This window comes from Photobacterium carnosum, assembly GCF_002849605.1.
Classification (GTDB): domain Bacteria; phylum Pseudomonadota; class Gammaproteobacteria; order Enterobacterales; family Vibrionaceae; genus Photobacterium; species Photobacterium carnosum.
Genome location: NZ_NPIB01000001.1, coordinates 346,697 through 362,286, shown reverse-complemented (window position 1 = coordinate 362,286; position 15,590 = coordinate 346,697). Strand labels below are relative to the sequence as shown.

The 15,590-nt window shown below is 39.7% G+C and carries 14 protein-coding genes; 11 read left to right on the top strand and 3 right to left on the bottom strand.

Going from position 1 to position 15,590, the window contains the following annotated elements:
• Positions 1-5 precede the first annotated feature (5 nt).
• The 5 genes from CIK00_RS01615 (at position 6) to sucD (ending at position 7,089) form a co-directional block, all read left to right on the top strand.
• Positions 6-719, top strand: coding sequence for a succinate dehydrogenase iron-sulfur subunit (locus CIK00_RS01615; RefSeq protein ID WP_101767179.1), 714 nt, complete (start codon positions 6-8; stop codon positions 717-719).
• A gap of 107 nt (positions 720-826) precedes the next feature.
• Positions 827-3,658 carry a 2-oxoglutarate dehydrogenase E1 component gene (gene sucA / locus CIK00_RS01610; protein ID WP_101767178.1) on the top strand — a complete coding sequence of 944 codons (2,832 nt, stop codon included), beginning with the start codon at positions 827-829 and terminating at the stop codon, positions 3,656-3,658.
• A gap of 26 nt (positions 3,659-3,684) precedes the next feature.
• Positions 3,685-4,905: a 2-oxoglutarate dehydrogenase complex dihydrolipoyllysine-residue succinyltransferase gene (gene odhB / locus CIK00_RS01605; protein ID WP_101767177.1), complete on the top strand. Its 1,221-nt coding sequence runs from the start codon at positions 3,685-3,687 to the stop codon at positions 4,903-4,905.
• A 145-nt stretch (positions 4,906-5,050) separates the two neighbouring features.
• Positions 5,051-6,217, top strand: coding sequence for an ADP-forming succinate--CoA ligase subunit beta (sucC, locus tag CIK00_RS01600; protein ID WP_101767176.1), 1,167 nt, complete (start codon positions 5,051-5,053; stop codon positions 6,215-6,217).
• Positions 6,217-7,089, top strand: coding sequence for a succinate--CoA ligase subunit alpha (sucD, locus tag CIK00_RS01595; RefSeq protein WP_101767175.1), 873 nt, complete (start codon positions 6,217-6,219; stop codon positions 7,087-7,089). Before sucC ends, sucD begins: the two co-directional genes overlap by 1 nt.
• 108 nt (positions 7,090-7,197) lie before the next feature.
• On the opposite strand, the gene znuB is transcribed toward sucD, so the two are convergent.
• Together znuB and znuC are read right to left on the bottom strand one after the other, a co-directional pair.
• Positions 7,198-7,983: a zinc ABC transporter permease subunit ZnuB gene (gene znuB / locus CIK00_RS01590; protein WP_101767174.1), complete on the bottom strand. Its 786-nt coding sequence runs from the start codon at positions 7,981-7,983 to the stop codon at positions 7,198-7,200.
• The gene (gene znuC, locus CIK00_RS01585; protein WP_101767173.1) at positions 7,983-8,747 is read right to left on the bottom strand and encodes a zinc ABC transporter ATP-binding protein ZnuC; all 765 of its coding nucleotides are present in this window, start codon (positions 8,745-8,747) and stop codon (positions 7,983-7,985) included. Before znuC ends, znuB begins: the two co-directional genes overlap by 1 nt.
• A gap of 160 nt (positions 8,748-8,907) precedes the next feature.
• Here znuC and znuA point away from each other — a divergent pair, with 160 nt between their 5' ends.
• From znuA to CIK00_RS01560, 5 genes are all read left to right on the top strand, one after another.
• Positions 8,908-9,867, top strand: a complete 960-nt coding sequence (gene znuA, locus CIK00_RS01580; RefSeq protein WP_101767172.1) for a zinc ABC transporter substrate-binding protein ZnuA — start codon at positions 8,908-8,910, stop codon at positions 9,865-9,867.
• Between the two features lie 2 nt (positions 9,868-9,869).
• The gene (gene mepM / locus CIK00_RS01575) at positions 9,870-11,231 is read left to right on the top strand and encodes a murein DD-endopeptidase MepM (RefSeq protein ID WP_101767171.1); all 1,362 of its coding nucleotides are present in this window, start codon (positions 9,870-9,872) and stop codon (positions 11,229-11,231) included.
• A gap of 254 nt (positions 11,232-11,485) precedes the next feature.
• Entirely contained in the window at positions 11,486-11,713 is a 228-nt protein-coding gene (locus CIK00_RS01570; RefSeq protein WP_101767170.1) for a FeoA family protein, read from the top strand.
• The gene (gene feoB, locus CIK00_RS01565) at positions 11,713-13,998 is read left to right on the top strand and encodes a Fe(2+) transporter permease subunit FeoB (RefSeq protein WP_101767169.1); all 2,286 of its coding nucleotides are present in this window, start codon (positions 11,713-11,715) and stop codon (positions 13,996-13,998) included. The genes CIK00_RS01570 and feoB overlap by 1 nt, the downstream gene beginning before the upstream one ends.
• A complete protein-coding gene (locus tag CIK00_RS01560; RefSeq protein WP_101767168.1) occupies positions 13,995-14,237 on the top strand; it encodes a FeoC-like transcriptional regulator in 243 nt (80 codons plus the stop codon). The genes feoB and CIK00_RS01560 overlap by 4 nt, the downstream gene beginning before the upstream one ends.
• Positions 14,238-14,339: 102 nt before the next feature.
• Here the strand turns inward: CIK00_RS01560 and CIK00_RS01555 are convergent, their stop codons facing one another.
• Complete coding sequence (locus tag CIK00_RS01555; protein ID WP_101767167.1) at positions 14,340-14,774, bottom strand: HIT domain-containing protein; 435 nt, start codon at positions 14,772-14,774, stop codon at positions 14,340-14,342.
• Between the two features lie 172 nt (positions 14,775-14,946).
• Here CIK00_RS01555 and CIK00_RS01550 point away from each other — a divergent pair, with 172 nt between their 5' ends.
• On the top strand, positions 14,947-15,552 hold the full coding sequence (locus CIK00_RS01550) for a DUF924 family protein (protein ID WP_101767166.1): 606 nt from the start codon (positions 14,947-14,949) through the stop codon (positions 15,550-15,552).
• Positions 15,553-15,590 lie beyond the last annotated feature (38 nt).

The following is a 15,590-nucleotide window of genomic DNA, read 5'->3' as shown; positions in this document are numbered from 1 at the left end:
CCACGATGAAACTGAATTTTTCAATTTACCGTTACAACCCAGATGCTGATGATGTTCCGTATATGCAAGATTATCAGCTTGATGTACCTGATGGCTCAGATATGATGGTACTAGACGCGTTAATTTTACTTAAAGAACAAGATGCTAGCTTGTCTTTCCGTCGCTCTTGCCGTGAGGGAGTGTGTGGTTCTGATGGTATTAATATGAATGGTAAGAATGGTTTAGCTTGTATTACGCCATTATCAGCTTTAATTAATACCAGTGCGATTGTTATTCGTCCGTTACCAGGGTTGCCCGTGATTCGTGATTTAATCATTGATATGGGCCAGTTCTACAGTAACTATGAAAAAGTAAAACCATTTCTAATTGATAATGCCACTCTTCCGCCTGCAAGAGAAAATCTGCAATCACCTGAAGATCGTGCGCAGTTAGATGGTCTATATGAATGTATTATGTGTGCCTGTTGCTCAACCGCATGCCCATCATTTTGGTGGAATCCTGATAAGTTTATTGGCCCCGCCGGTTTATTGGCGGCCTATCGATGGTTAATTGATAGCCGTGATACGGCAACGGATGAAAGATTATCTGATCTCGATGATGCATTTAGTGTTTTTCGTTGCCATGGCATAATGAACTGTGTAAATGTTTGTCCTAAGGGATTAAATCCCACCAAAGCGATTGGACACATAAAATCTATGCTGCTTAAGCGAGCAGTTTAAAAATATCGATATGTTAGTGAGTCAATGTTGTTTGCAAGACTCACTAACCGGAATGCTCGGTATTAGACCGATGCCAATGGCGATAAATCAGTAGTTAAGGGAAAATAATGCAGAATAGCGTTATGAAGGCATGGCTTGAGTCTTCACATTTAGCTGGCGCCAACGCAACTTATATAGAAGATCTTTACGAGTTGTATCTTAGCGATCCAGAGTTAGTTGATATCCAATGGCAAAAAGTATTTGTTGATCTGCCTATTGTTAATAACGTAATTATTGAACAGCCTCACTCTCGTGTACGTGATTACTTTAGACGTCTAGCAAAAGAAACCCATTTTTTAAGTGCTGTCGTTAACGATCCTGATGTTGATGCTAAGCAAGTTAAAGTATTGCAGTTAATCAATGCTTATCGTTTTCGTGGTCATCAAAATGCCAATCTAGATCCCTTGGGGTTATGGCAACGTGATCATGTTGCTGATCTCGATCCTGAGTTTCACTCGTTAACCGCTGATGACTTCAATGAAACATTCAATGTTGGTTCGTTTGCGATTGGCCAAGAAACCATGAAACTCAGTGAAATATATGCCGCACTTAAAAAGACCTATTGTGGGTCAATTGGTGCTGAATATATGCATATTACTGATACTGATGAAAAACGTTGGATCCAACAGCGACTTGAATCAGTCATGGGTACAGGGTCTTTTACTGCTGAAGAACAATTGTGTTTTCTTGATGAATTAACGGCAGCTGAAGGTCTTGAGCGTTATTTAGGTGCAAAATTCCCAGGAGCAAAACGTTTCTCATTAGAAGGTGGCGATGCCATGATTCCAATGATGAAAGAGTTAATTCGTCATGCAGGCTCACAAGGTGTGCGTGAAGTAGTTGTGGGCATGGCTCACCGTGGCCGCTTAAATATGTTAGTTAACGTATTAGGTAAAAAGCCGCAAGATTTATTTGATGAATTTGCAGGTAAACATGGTGAAAGTTGGGGAACCGGTGATGTGAAATATCATCAAGGTTTTTCTGCTGATTTTGCAACCCCTGGTGGTGATGTTCATCTAGCATTAGCATTTAACCCATCACACCTTGAGATTGTAAATCCAGTGGTTGTCGGTTCAGTGCGAGCACGACAAGATCGTTTAGGTGATGATACTGGCGATAAAGTGTTGCCGATTACTATTCACGGTGATTCAGCTATTGCAGGTCAAGGTGTTGTTGCTGAAACCTTTAATATGTCTCAAGCGCGTGGTTATAGTGTTGGCGGTACGGTTCGTATTGTTATCAATAACCAAGTGGGTTTTACGACGTCAAACCCACAAGATACACGCTCAACTGAATACTGTACTGATATTGCTAAAATGGTACAGGCGCCTATTTTCCACGTAAATGCGGATGATCCTGAAGCGGTTGCTTTTGTGACGCGACTGGCGTTTGATTATCGCCATGAGTTTAAGCGTGATGTGGTGATTGATTTGGTCTGTTATCGCCGTCATGGTCATAACGAAGCTGATGAACCCAATGCTACCCAGCCATTGATGTATCAAAAAATTAAAAAGCACCCAACGCCACGTAAATTATATGCTGACTATTTAACTGAAATTGGTGCGTTTGGTTTAGATATCGCAACAGGTTTAGTGAATGAATATCGTGATGCATTAGATCGTGGTGAGTGTGTTGTTAAAGAATGGCGACCAATGAAATTACATTCTGTCGATTGGGCTCCTTATTTAGGTCATGACTGGACAATTGATTGGAACAGTAAAGTTGATGAGCAGCGTTTGCAAGAGCTTGGTAGTCGTTTATGCCAATATCCAGCCAGTCATCAATTACAAAGCCGCGTTCAAAAAATTTATAACGATCGCTTAGCCATGTTTGCGGGTGAGAAAGCCTTTGATTGGGGGATGGCTGAAAACTTGGCGTATGCAACATTGGTTGATGAAGGGCATCGAATCCGTATTACTGGCCAAGATTCAGGTCGAGGTACGTTTTTCCACCGTCATGCGGTATTACATAATCAAGAAGATGCCAGTACCTATATTCCATTAACTCATATTCACAATGGTCAAGGGCCATTTGAAGTGATTGATTCAGTGTTATCTGAAGAAGCTGTGCTTGCGTTTGAATATGGTTATGCAACCGCTGAGCCCAGTGGTTTAACTATCTGGGAAGCGCAGTTTGGTGATTTTGCTAATGGTGCTCAAGTGGTGATTGATCAATTTATTAGTTCTGGCGAACAAAAGTGGGGCCGGATGTGTGGTTTAACCATGCTATTGCCTCATGGATATGAAGGTCAAGGCCCTGAACATTCATCGGCACGTCTTGAACGCTATTTACAATTATGTGCTGAACAGAATATGCAAGTAGTTGTGCCATCAACACCTGCTCAAGTTTATCATATGATTCGCCGTCAAGTTGTACGTCCAATGCGCCGTCCTCTGATTGTAATGTCACCTAAGTCATTGTTGCGTCATCCATTGTGTACATCGACATTGGATGAATTGGCGAACGGTACTTTCTTCGCTGCCATTGGTGAGGTGGATGAATTACCCGCTCAAAACGTACAGCGGGTGGTATTCTGTTCAGGTAAAGTGTATTACGATTTGTTAGAGCAACGCCGTAAAAATGAACAGACGAATGTTGCAATTGTGCGGATTGAACAATTGTATCCTTTCCCGAAAGAAGATGTTGAAGCGGCTATTGCAGATTATAAACATGTAACAGATTTCGTGTGGTGTCAGGAAGAACCTCAAAATCAAGGGGCATGGTATTCTAGTCAACATAATTTCTATTCTGCTTTACCTGCCGGATCACTATTACGTTATGCCGGACGTCCAGCATCAGCATCACCCGCTGTAGGGTATATGTCTGTACACTTGAAACAACAAAAAGCGTTAGTTGAAGACGCATTAACTATTGAATCTCAAGACCATTCTAATAATTAGAACGAGAACAAAAGGACAATACCGATATGACAATCGAAATTCTGGTTCCTGACCTTCCGGAATCTGTTGCTGATGCAACTGTAGCCACATGGCACAAACAACCCGGTGACACTGTTACTCGTGATGAGGTCTTGGTTGACATTGAAACTGATAAAGTTGTACTTGAAGTTCCGGCTCCTGAAGATGGTGTGTTAGAGGCTATTTTTGAGATAGAAGGGACAACAGTATTAACTCGGCAATTGATTGGTAAAATCAGAGTTAATGCTGTTGCAGGCGAACCAACATTAGATGTGTTGGCTGATGCTGAATCATCGCCAAATAAACGTAATACAGCGTCATTAAACGAAGAAAATAGCGAAGCATTAAGCCCTGCTGTGCGCCGTTTATTAGGTGAACATGGTATTGCGGCTGAAAAAGTAAAGGGTACCGGTGTTGGTGGACGTATTACTCGTGAAGATGTTGATACTTACTTGAAAAATATTGTAGCAGTCGCTGCGACACCAAAAACAGTGGAAGCTAAAATTGAGCATGAATTACCTTTAGCGCACCGCAGTGAAAAGCGTGTACCAATGACACGATTACGTAAGCGCGTTGCTGAACGTTTGCTGGAAGCGAAAAACAGTACCGCCATGTTAACAACATTTAATGAAGTTAATATGAAGCCAATTATGGATCTGCGTAAGCAATATAAAGATGTGTTTGAGCAGCGCCATGGTATTCGTCTTGGCTTTATGTCGTTCTATGTGAAGGCGGTTGTTGAAGCATTAAAGCGCTACCCAGAAGTGAATGCATCGATTGATGGTGATGACATTGTTTATCATAACTTCTTTGATATTAGCATTGCCGTCTCAACACCTCGTGGTTTAGTTACCCCCGTGTTGCGAGATTGTGATAAGTTAAGTTTGGCTGAGATTGAAAAAGGTATTCGTGACTTAGCGCTTAAAGGTCGTGATGGTAAATTAACGGTTGATGATCTTATTGGTGGTAATTTTACCATTACTAACGGCGGGGTATTTGGTTCGTTAATGTCAACGCCAATTATTAACCTACCTCAAGCGGCTATCTTAGGTATGCATAAAATCCAAGATCGTCCGATGGCAGTTAATGGTCAAGTTGAAATTTTGCCAATGATGTACCTTGCACTTTCTTATGATCATCGTTTAGTTGATGGTCGTGAATCTGTGGGTTATTTAGTAACAATTAAAGAATTACTTGAAGATCCAACCCGTTTATTACTCGACGTATAAAGGACTAAATAGTTAACCGAATCAGTGCTCATTATTCGGTTAACTTCCTTCCCGTTTAATGAAAACAGTAAATATGACGTAGTGATGAAGAGGTATCAAAGAATATCTCAAATGGATTTAATGAGTCCCAAAGGGATAAAACATTATGAATTTGCACGAGTATCAAGCAAAACAACTATTCGCTGAATATGGTTTACCTGTGCCAGAAGGCTATGCTTGTGATACCCCACAAGAAGCAGCAGAAGCAACAGGTAAAATTGGCGGTGAAAAATGGGTGGTAAAATGTCAAGTTCACGCTGGTGGTCGAGGAAAGGCTGGTGGTGTTGAGCTACATGATAACAAAGAAGGTATTAAGCAATTTGCTCAACGTTGGTTAGGTAAAAACTTAGTGACTTACCAGACGGATGCTATGGGTCAACCCGTAACAAAAGTATTGGTAGAAGCTGCATCTAGTATTGCGACCGAATTATATCTTGGCGCAGTTGTTGATCGTAGTTCACAGCGTATTGTTTTCATGGCATCGACAGAAGGTGGTGTGGAAATTGAAAAAGTAGCTGAAGAAACACCTCATCTCATTCATAAAGTAGCGATAGATCCTTTAGTGGGACCTCAACCTTATCAAGGGCGAGAATTAGCTTTTAAACTCGGTTTACAAGGCGATCAAGTAAAACAATTTACCACGATATTTTTAGGGCTTGGTAAGATGTTTGCTGAGTGTGATCTAGCATTGCTTGAAGTGAATCCTCTTATTATTACGGGGAACGGTACACTTCTCTGTTTAGATGGCAAAGTGAATGTTGATGCGAATGCATTATATCGCCAGCCTAAATTACGCCAAATGCATGATGCTTCACAAGAAGATGAACGAGAAGCCCATGCTGCACAGTGGGAGCTTAATTACGTTGCACTTGACGGTAATATTGGCTGTATGGTCAATGGTGCTGGTTTAGCGATGGGAACGATGGATATTGTTAATCTTCATGGTGGTCATCCAGCAAACTTTTTAGATGTTGGTGGTGGTGCAACCAAAGAACGCGTCACAGAAGCGTTTAAAATTATTCTTTCAGACAGTAATGTAAAAGCCGTTTTAGTGAATATTTTTGGCGGTATTGTACGTTGTGATTTGATTGCTGACGGTATCATTGGTGCTATTGCAGAAGTCGGTGTGAAAGTGCCGGTTGTGGTACGTCTTGAAGGTAATAATGCTGAAGTTGGCACTGCAAAACTGGCTGATAGTGGTCTCAATATTATTGCTGCCACTTCGTTAACAGAAGCCGCTGAGAAAGTTGTTGCTGCTGCGGAGGGTAAATAATGTCGATACTTATTAATAAAGATACTAAAGTCATTTGCCAAGGTTTTACTGGTAGCCAAGGTTCATTTCATTCAGAACAAGCGCTTGCTTACGGTACACAACTTGTCGGCGGTGTGTCTCCGGGAAAAGGTGGCATGATGCATCTGGGCTTACCTGTATTTAATACAGTCCGTGATGCGGTTAAAGCAACGGGCGCAACGGCAACCGTCATTTATGTACCTGCTCCTTTTTGTAAAGATGCGATTTTAGAAGCCATTGATGCAGGTGTTGAGCTGATTGTTACTATTACTGAAGGTATTCCGACCTTAGATATGCTGGATGTTAAAGTACGTTTAGATGCTAAAGGCGTACGTATGATCGGCCCTAACTGCCCAGGTATTATTACACCGGATGAGTGTAAGATTGGGATCATGCCCGGTCATATTCATAAAGCAGGTAAAGTGGGTATTGTTTCACGATCAGGAACTTTAACGTATGAAGCCGTAAAGCAAACAACCGATGAAGGCTTTGGTCAATCAACGTGTGTTGGTATCGGTGGTGATCCGATTCCTGGCTCTAATTTTATTGATATTCTTGAAATGTTTGAAAAAGATCCGGCGACAGAAGCGATTGTAATGATTGGTGAAATTGGTGGTACTGCAGAAGAAGAAGCAGCTGTATATATTAAAGCCAATGTTACTAAACCTGTAGTGTCATATATTGCAGGTGTTACTGCGCCTGAAGGTAAACGTATGGGCCATGCTGGTGCAATTATTTCAGGTGGGAAAGGGACTGCAGAAGAAAAATTTGCAGCCCTTGAAGCTGCGGGTGTAAAAACGGTCCAAAGCTTGGCTGATATTGGTAAGGCATTACGCGAAGTGACCAATTGGTAAGTTAATATTGAGTATAACGTTTAGTGCATAAAAATTAAGTTAATAAAAACCCGCTTACACAATTGTGTTGCGGGTTTTTTATTGGTGATTTTTATGTAATGAATACGGTTAGCGTTGGGTCGGCTTAAATTGACTTAACATAAATAGTGCTGCGGCCGATACCACGACGGAAGGGCCAGCAGGAGTATCATAGTGCCATGACATTGCCAGTCCAAGTACCACTGAAATTGAACCAATAATAGAGGCAATAACGGCCATTGATTCAGGACTCTGAGCGAAACGTCGCGCTGTTGCTGCTGGAATAATTAACAGTGAGGTGATGATTAAAGCACCCACAAATTTCATCGCGACAGCGATCACCATACCGACCATTAACATTAATAATAATCGCATTAAATCAACATTGACGCCTTCAACTTGTGCCATTTCTTCGCTGATGGTCATTGATAATAATGGTCGCCATAAGTAGATAAGTAATGCGATCACAATCGTGCCACCGCCATAAATCCACATTAGGTCGTTGGTCGTAACAGCCAGTAAATCACCAAACAAATACGCCATTAAATCAATACGAACATTGTCTAAAAAGCTCACCGCGACTAAGCCAAGTGATAATGCACTATGGGCTAAAATACCAAGTAGGGTATCTGTTGCAACATAACGTTGCTTTTGTAAGGTTACCAAAATAACCGCGAGGACTAAGCAGCAAATAACTAACGCAAGGTTTAAGTTAATATTAAACAAAAATCCTAAAGCTATGCCCAGTAATGACGCATGCGACAGCGTATCACCAAAATAAGCCATTTTTCGCCATACAACAAATGATCCCAAAGGACCTGCTAATAAGGCAATCCCAATACCCGCAATTAATGCGGGAAGTAGAAACTCAATCATTATTTATTATTATCCTGATGATTATTACAGCACGTTGATGGTGTTGTTGAATCACCGTGTTGGTGGTTATGCTGATGTTGGTATAACGCAAGTTGTTCACTGGCTTGACGGCCAAATAATGCAATATATTTAGGGTGGTTGGTCACACTAAATGGGCTGCCAGAGCAACATATATGATGTTGTAAACAAATTACTTTATCGGTTTTTGCCATGACCAGATGTAAATCATGTGAAACCATTAATATTGCACAATTGAGTAAATCACGTAATTGCTGAATTAAGCGATATAGCTCTAATTGTCCCGTCACATCAACCCCTTGAACGGGTTCATCTAAGACTAATAAATCAGGTTTTTGTAACAATGCACGAGCTAATAATACCCGTTGCATTTCACCACCTGATAAACGGTGCATGTCACTATCAATTAAGCGTGAACCGTTAACCATGGTCAATGCTTCTTGGCGTTGTTCCAATGAATAACGACCAGCTAAACGCATAAATCGATCGACGGAAAGTGGCAACGTACTATTAAGGTGTAGTTTTTGTGGTACATAACCAATGCGAATTCCTTTCTGACGAATGACTTTTCCTAATGTTGGTTTTTGTAATCCAGTGATTACTTTAACTAGCGTGGATTTACCTGCGCCATTAGGACCAATAAGAGTTGTGATTTCACCACGCTCTAATTTGAGTGCAACATTATCTAAAACATTACGTCCAGAGAAGGCCACTGTGAGTGATTGTAATTCTACTAATGTTGTCATAAAGCATGCTTAAAATAAGAGTTTGTCAAAATGTTATGTTATATTATAACATCTATGTTTTACATGTGTTACTGTTAATACGCGCCGATTATAGCCAATAGAGAAAAATTTCTTTACTGATAATCAATAATTTTTGTTTTTATATTTTATGGGAAAAATCATGCACCGTTTAACTTCTCTATTTTGTGCTACTGCTCTTGTTGCTTCTGGCTCGGCATTAGCATCTGATACCTTTAATGTGGTGACTACTGTTAAGCCCTTAAATCTTATTGTTAGTGAATTAACTCAAGGTGTAGCAACCAGTGAGTTTGTTATTCCATCAGGATCATCACCACACGATTATGCATTACGTCCCTCTGATGTTAGAAAGTTAAAACAAGCCGATCTTGTGGTTTGGGTTGGACCTGAATTAGAGTCATTTTTAGTTAAAACAATGGCATCAAAACCTGAAAATATTGCATTGAGTCAACAACATGAGATTAACTTTCGTTATTATGCGGAAGATGAGCAAGAACATGCAGGACATGAAACTGAAATTGAAGCAGATCACGCGCATGAAGGACATGATCATGCATCTGAACATGAAGGGCATCACCATAACCATAATGGAATCGACCCTCATTTATGGCTAGGACCAGATCAAGCAGTGCAAGCAGCAAATGTCATAACTAAGGCATTGATCAAGTATGACCCGTTGCATAAAAATACATATACAGCTAATCTTTCTACATTCACAACAGAAGTTCAGTTAGCGGTTACTCAGCTTAATAAGCAGTTAAAACCATTAAGTGATAAAGGTTATTATGTTTTTCATGATGGCTATGGCTATTTTGAGCAACAATTTAAGTTAGATAATCTGGGACACTTTACCGTTGAACCTGATCGTCGTCCGGGCGCTAAAACATTATTATCTATTCGTGAAGCATTAAAAAACAACCAAGCGTATTGTGTTTTTAGTGAGCCACAATTTTCGCCTGCTGTTGTGAAGTCTGTAACCAAAGGAACGAATGTTAAAATAGGGACTCTTGACCCAATGGCAACGGATATCGTTGAGGGCAAGGGGGGATATGTCCGTTTTCTGAATGAACTTGGAGAACGATTTAGTAAGTGTCTTAATTAATCATGAAATATTATATCGCTACGGTTGCATCATTGAAGATGTTATCGCTGCAGCATAAAATTGCGTTATTCTCAACCACTGTTTTGATGGTGGCTGCTATTGCATGGCAGCCATCTAAACATACAATCCCTTTCCCCAGTTTTAAAAAGCCAGCCCCGATTAGTGTGCCAATTAATCTTACGGGGCTTGAGTTGTCAGAATCCGAGAGTGAACCTCTGGGTGCATCTTTAGATCAAAATGATCCTCAATTTCAGGCTCCAAAAGATGAAATTGAACAACAATTAGTACAAGCCCACGCAGAAACAGAATCTAAACATCGAGTTTCATCTGGGGAAACCTTAGGGGCTATATTTTCTCAATATGGTTTACCTATATCAGAGATGTACCGTTTAATTGATGCTAATAAATCAGTACAACAGTTACGTGTAGGACAAGTATTAGAATGGGAAGTTGATGCTGACGGTAAGTTGACTTCGCTGAGTATTATTCGTAGTAAAAAAGTGACGGATACTTATACCCTAACTAAAAAAGGGTATACCTATAAAGAAGTTGAACAAAAAGGTGATATTAAGCCAGTGATATTAACTGGACGTGTCTCGGGTAGTTTTTATAATTCTGCACATGATGCCGGGTTAACGCCAACCCAAATTGGTAATGTAGTTAAAGCGTTACAGTGGAAGATGAACCTTGGTCGCGATGCGCATAAAGGTGATTCATTTGGGGTGGTATTAGATCGTGAATTTATTGATGGTAAAGCGGTGGGTAAAGGTAAAATTAATGCATTTTACTATAAAAGCCAACGTCGAGGACATTCAATATTTATTGTTCGTGGGGCTGATGACCAATTTTATGATCAAGATGCGCGTAGTTTGAACCGTGGTTTTAAACGGATACCAACGCTTAAATCATACCGAATTAGTTCATCATTTAATCCAAATCGTCTACATCCGATCACCAAACGTCGCTCGCCACATAATGGTACTGATTTTGCGGTTCCTGTTGGCACTACTATTCTCGCTGCTGGTGATGGAGTGGTGGTTAAATCACAGTATCACTCGCTCGCGGGCAACTATATTGTGATCAAACATGGGCGTGAATATGTGACTCGTTATTTGCATTTAAGTAAACGCCAAGTCAACGTGGGCGATAAAGTTAAAATGGGACAACGGATTGCAAAAAGTGGTAATACTGGGCGCTCAACAGGACCACATTTACATTTTGAATTACTCAAGAATGGGCGACCAGTCAATGCAATGAAAGTGCCGTTGCCACAAGCCGAGCCGCTAAGAGGTAGTACTCGAACTCAATTTATGCGTAATGTTAAAGCGTATAAAAAGCAATTAAACATAAAAATGCCAAGTTAATATAAATATAAAAAGTTATTCTTAAAAGCGTATCGAAAGGTACGCTTTTTTTGTTGGCGTTAAAAACAAATGATAAGTGATAAAAATGCTAAATTATTGGTTATTTATGTCAAAATAGTACACTTAATAAGTGATAACTATTATTTAAGTTCAGGCATGAAATAATTGATTTAAGACAAGACTAATTTCGTATCAAAGTGTAAAATCCTCCATATCGTAATGTAAATAATTCTTATTAAGGTAGCCATTTAGTTATGAAACTGTCAGATATGTCGTGTGGTCACAGCGGTACAGTGATTAATATGTCTGCGTTACCTGTAGTAACGCGTAAAAAATTAATGGTTATGGGGTTATTACCACATACAGAAATTACTGTTATTCGTTTAGCACCATTAGGTGATCCTCTTCAGGTACGAGTGCGTGGTGTTGACATTGCAATCCGCAAAAAAATTGCTGAAGATATAGAAGTTGAGGTTAAATAATGCAATATGACATTCTTACCGTTGGTAACCCGAATAGCGGTAAAACAACACTGTTTAATGGACTAACAGGTTCAAAACAGCAGGTGGGTAACTGGGCTGGTGTCACTGTTGAAAAGAAGACTGGTTTCTATCAACATAATGGTGATGATTTCTCTCTTACCGATCTTCCCGGCATTTATAACCTTGATAGTGCGAATGATGCTAACAGTCTTGATGAAGCAATTGCATCCCGAGCAATTTTAACAACACCAGCCGATATTATTATTAACGTTGTTGATGCGTCATCGCTTGAACGTAGTTTATACATGACGTTACAACTGCGTGAATTAGGTCGACCAATGGTGGTTGTACTTAATAAAATGGATGTATTGAAGCGTCAACAACAGGTATTAGATCTTAAAGCATTAGAAAAAGCATTAGGTTGTCCGGTTGTTGCATTATCTGCTAATAACATGGAACGAATTGGCGAATTTAAATCTAAACTTCATAAAATGCTAATTCAAGGGGTTATTGTTTCTGATTTTTCACTAGATTATGGTGATGATTTTGAAGCGGCGGTTGAACAATTAAAACCATTATTTCTTCATGATGAAAAACTAAATCCTCGCGCTCAATCAATTAGAGTGTTAGAAAATGATACGTTAGTTATTTACACGTTATCAGAAGAACATAAGCAACAAGCCTGTACTATTCGCAGTAAAATGCTGGAACTGGTTGATCCTGATATTCAAGTTGCGGATGTGCGATACACTTTTTTACATCAATTGTGTCAAAAGGTTCGTCGTCAAGAAGGTCGTTTAAGCCATAGTTTAACTGATAAAATTGACAGCGTATTACTACACCGTGCTATTGGTATCCCATTTTTCTTCTTAGTAATGTACATGATGTTCATGTTTGCAATTAACGTGGGTAGTGCATTTATAGACTTTTTTGATATTAGTTTCGGTGCAATTTTAGTTGATGGTGGCCACTATTTATTAGATAACCATTTACCCGTGTGGTTAGTAACGATTATTGCGAATGGTGTTGGTGGTGGTGTTCAAACTGTTGCGACCTTTATTCCTGTAATTGCCTGTCTATACCTTTTCCTTGCTGTATTAGAAAGTTCAGGTTACATGGCGCGTGCTGCTTTTGTACTTGATAAAGTGATGCAAAAAGTAGGCTTACCGGGTAAAGCGTTTGTGCCGTTGGTACTTGGTTTTGGTTGTAACGTACCCGCAATAATGGCAACACGTACTTTAGAACAAGAGCGTGAACGTAAACTGGCAGCAGCAATGGCACCGTTTATGTCATGTGGTGCACGTTTGCCTGTTTATGCATTATTTGCAGCGGCTTTCTTTCCTGATAATGGTCAGAATGTTGTTTTTGCTTTATATATCTTAGGTATTGTTGCTGCGGTAATGACCGGCTTGATTTTACGTAATACGCTTTACCCAGGCTCTAGTGATAGCTTTATCATGGAAATGCCGAACTATGAATTACCAACAATGCGTAATGTTGTTATTAAAACATGGCAGAAGCTAAAACGTTTTGTATTTGGTGCGGGTAAAACGATTGTCGTTGTAGTGACAATTTTAAGTTTCTTCAATTCGTTAGGTACTGATGGCTCATTTGGTAATGAAGATACGTCAAAATCAGTATTATCACATGCAGCACAAGTGATCACTCCAGTATTAGAACCTATTGGTGTTAAAGCCGATAACTGGCCCGCAACCGTAGGTATTATTACTGGTATTTTTGCTAAAGAGGCCGTAGTCGGTACGCTTAATAGTTTATATGCTCCCGCGCTGAATGGTAATAGCGAAGAGTATGATCTTGTTGGAAGCTTGAAAGAGGCGGTTGCTTCTATTGGTGATAATCTTGCAGCACTAAGTTTTAGTGATCCTCTTGGTATTAAAGTAGGTAGTCTTGAAAACCAAACGACGGTTGCTGAAGAGCAAGGTGTTGATCAATCTGTTTACGGTAACATTCAATCACGTTTTGTTAGTGGCGCAGCAGCAATGTCTTATTTGATATTCATTCTGCTTTATACGCCATGTGCGGCAGCTATGGGCGCGTATGTGCGTGAGTTTGGTAAGAAGTTTGCGGGCTTTATTGCCGGTTGGACAATGCTATTGGCATATACTTTTGCATCATTGTTCTATCAAATTGCAGATTTTACACAACATCCTGCTAGTAGTTCATTTTGGATTGCGTTCTTCATTATTATTAATGTTGGAATTTACTTGTTGATGAAACGACAAGGTAAAAAGCAATCTCATTTAGAAGGGTTATTGTTTGAATGATTTTACAACAATTAAAACAGTATATTGCCGAGCATGGGCGAAGTAGTCGTAAGCAGCTTGCGATTCATTTTGGTATGTCTGAAGACGGTGTTGATGCGATGCTTGCCGTTTGGATTCGAAAAGGAACAATAGGCAAGGAATTAGTGGGCTGCGATAGTACACAATGCTGCCAAACAGCTAAAGATGTGTGGTATCGATGTTTAGCCGCGAATGAGTTGTCAGTAACCGTTATGCGTTAACAGTAAATAGCGTCCATTAAAAAAGCAGCCTACAGGCTGCTTTTTTTATATCAAATACCCTACAAATGTAAGAGTGCTGTAATAATAAGCGTAGTAATAAAACTAAGCGTTAATGGCACTAAAACCTGCAATATTGCTCAGTTCTTGACGTAATTCTTCTGCTAAAGCTTGCTGTACTTCTTCGCTACGCTGAATACCTTTTGTATTTCCCCATACAGGGCCTGGCCATGCAATATCATCACTAAAACGCGCGATATGATGAATATGAAGTTGAGGCACAAGATTACCTAACGCACCAATATTAATCTTTTTAGCTTGATAGTCTTGCTCTAACAAGGCGGCAACTGCTGATGATTCACGCATAAGTTGCTGTTGATCTTGTTCTGATAAATGGTGAATTTCACGTAGCGATTCATAACGAGGAACTAAAATAAGCCATGGTCCAAGGGCTTCTTTAGCAAGTAATACTCGAGATAAAGGTAAATCGCCAAGTATTGTTGTATCTGCCATTAATTGGGGATGAAGAGTGAAATTCATGTAATTATTCCTTAACAGTACATTCTAGCTCACAAGCTTGAGCAATATTTATTATAGTAAGCTTAATTTAACGTAATTGGTATTATCCTTTAAGGATACGTAATCGTTACTTAATTGATAATGATTATCCAATAAAAATGTTGTTAAAGTGTGTATTAATGGGGGGCTTACAATGGTAGCTGAGTATCAGTTTATTCTTGATTACTGGTTTGGTGAGCTAAACGGTGAAGTGACCCAGAATAATAAACATGCACTATGGTTTTTAGGTGGGGCTGAGGTTGATGCTGACATTATCTCTCAATTTCAATCGTGGGTAAGCATGGCGGGTAATGGTGAGCTTAATCATTGGAGTGATACCGCGCATGGTCGTCTTGCTTTAATTATTTTATTAGATCAATTTCCACGTAATATTTATCGCGGATTAAATGCGGCTTTTCGTTATGATTTATTAGCGTTGGCAATTTGTAAGCGAGGTTTAGCCCTTAACCAAGATGCTGAACTTGCGTCAATTGAACGTGTGTTTTTTTATTTACCGTTAGAGCATTCAGAAGATTTAGAAGATCAAGAAGAAAGTGTATTTCGATTTGATTTACTACGTAAAAACGTACAGCTTGAGAATATAGCCGTGTTTGACAGTTTTTATGCTTTTGCCAATAGTCATTTTCAGGTAATTAGAGAATTTGGGCGCTTTCCACATCGAAATGCAGTAAAAGGGCGGTTATCTACCAAACAAGAACTGACATGGTTACATGATGGTGGATTACGATTCGGGCAATAATGATTAGATTTTGTCGCATTAAAAAAGCCTTCACGAAT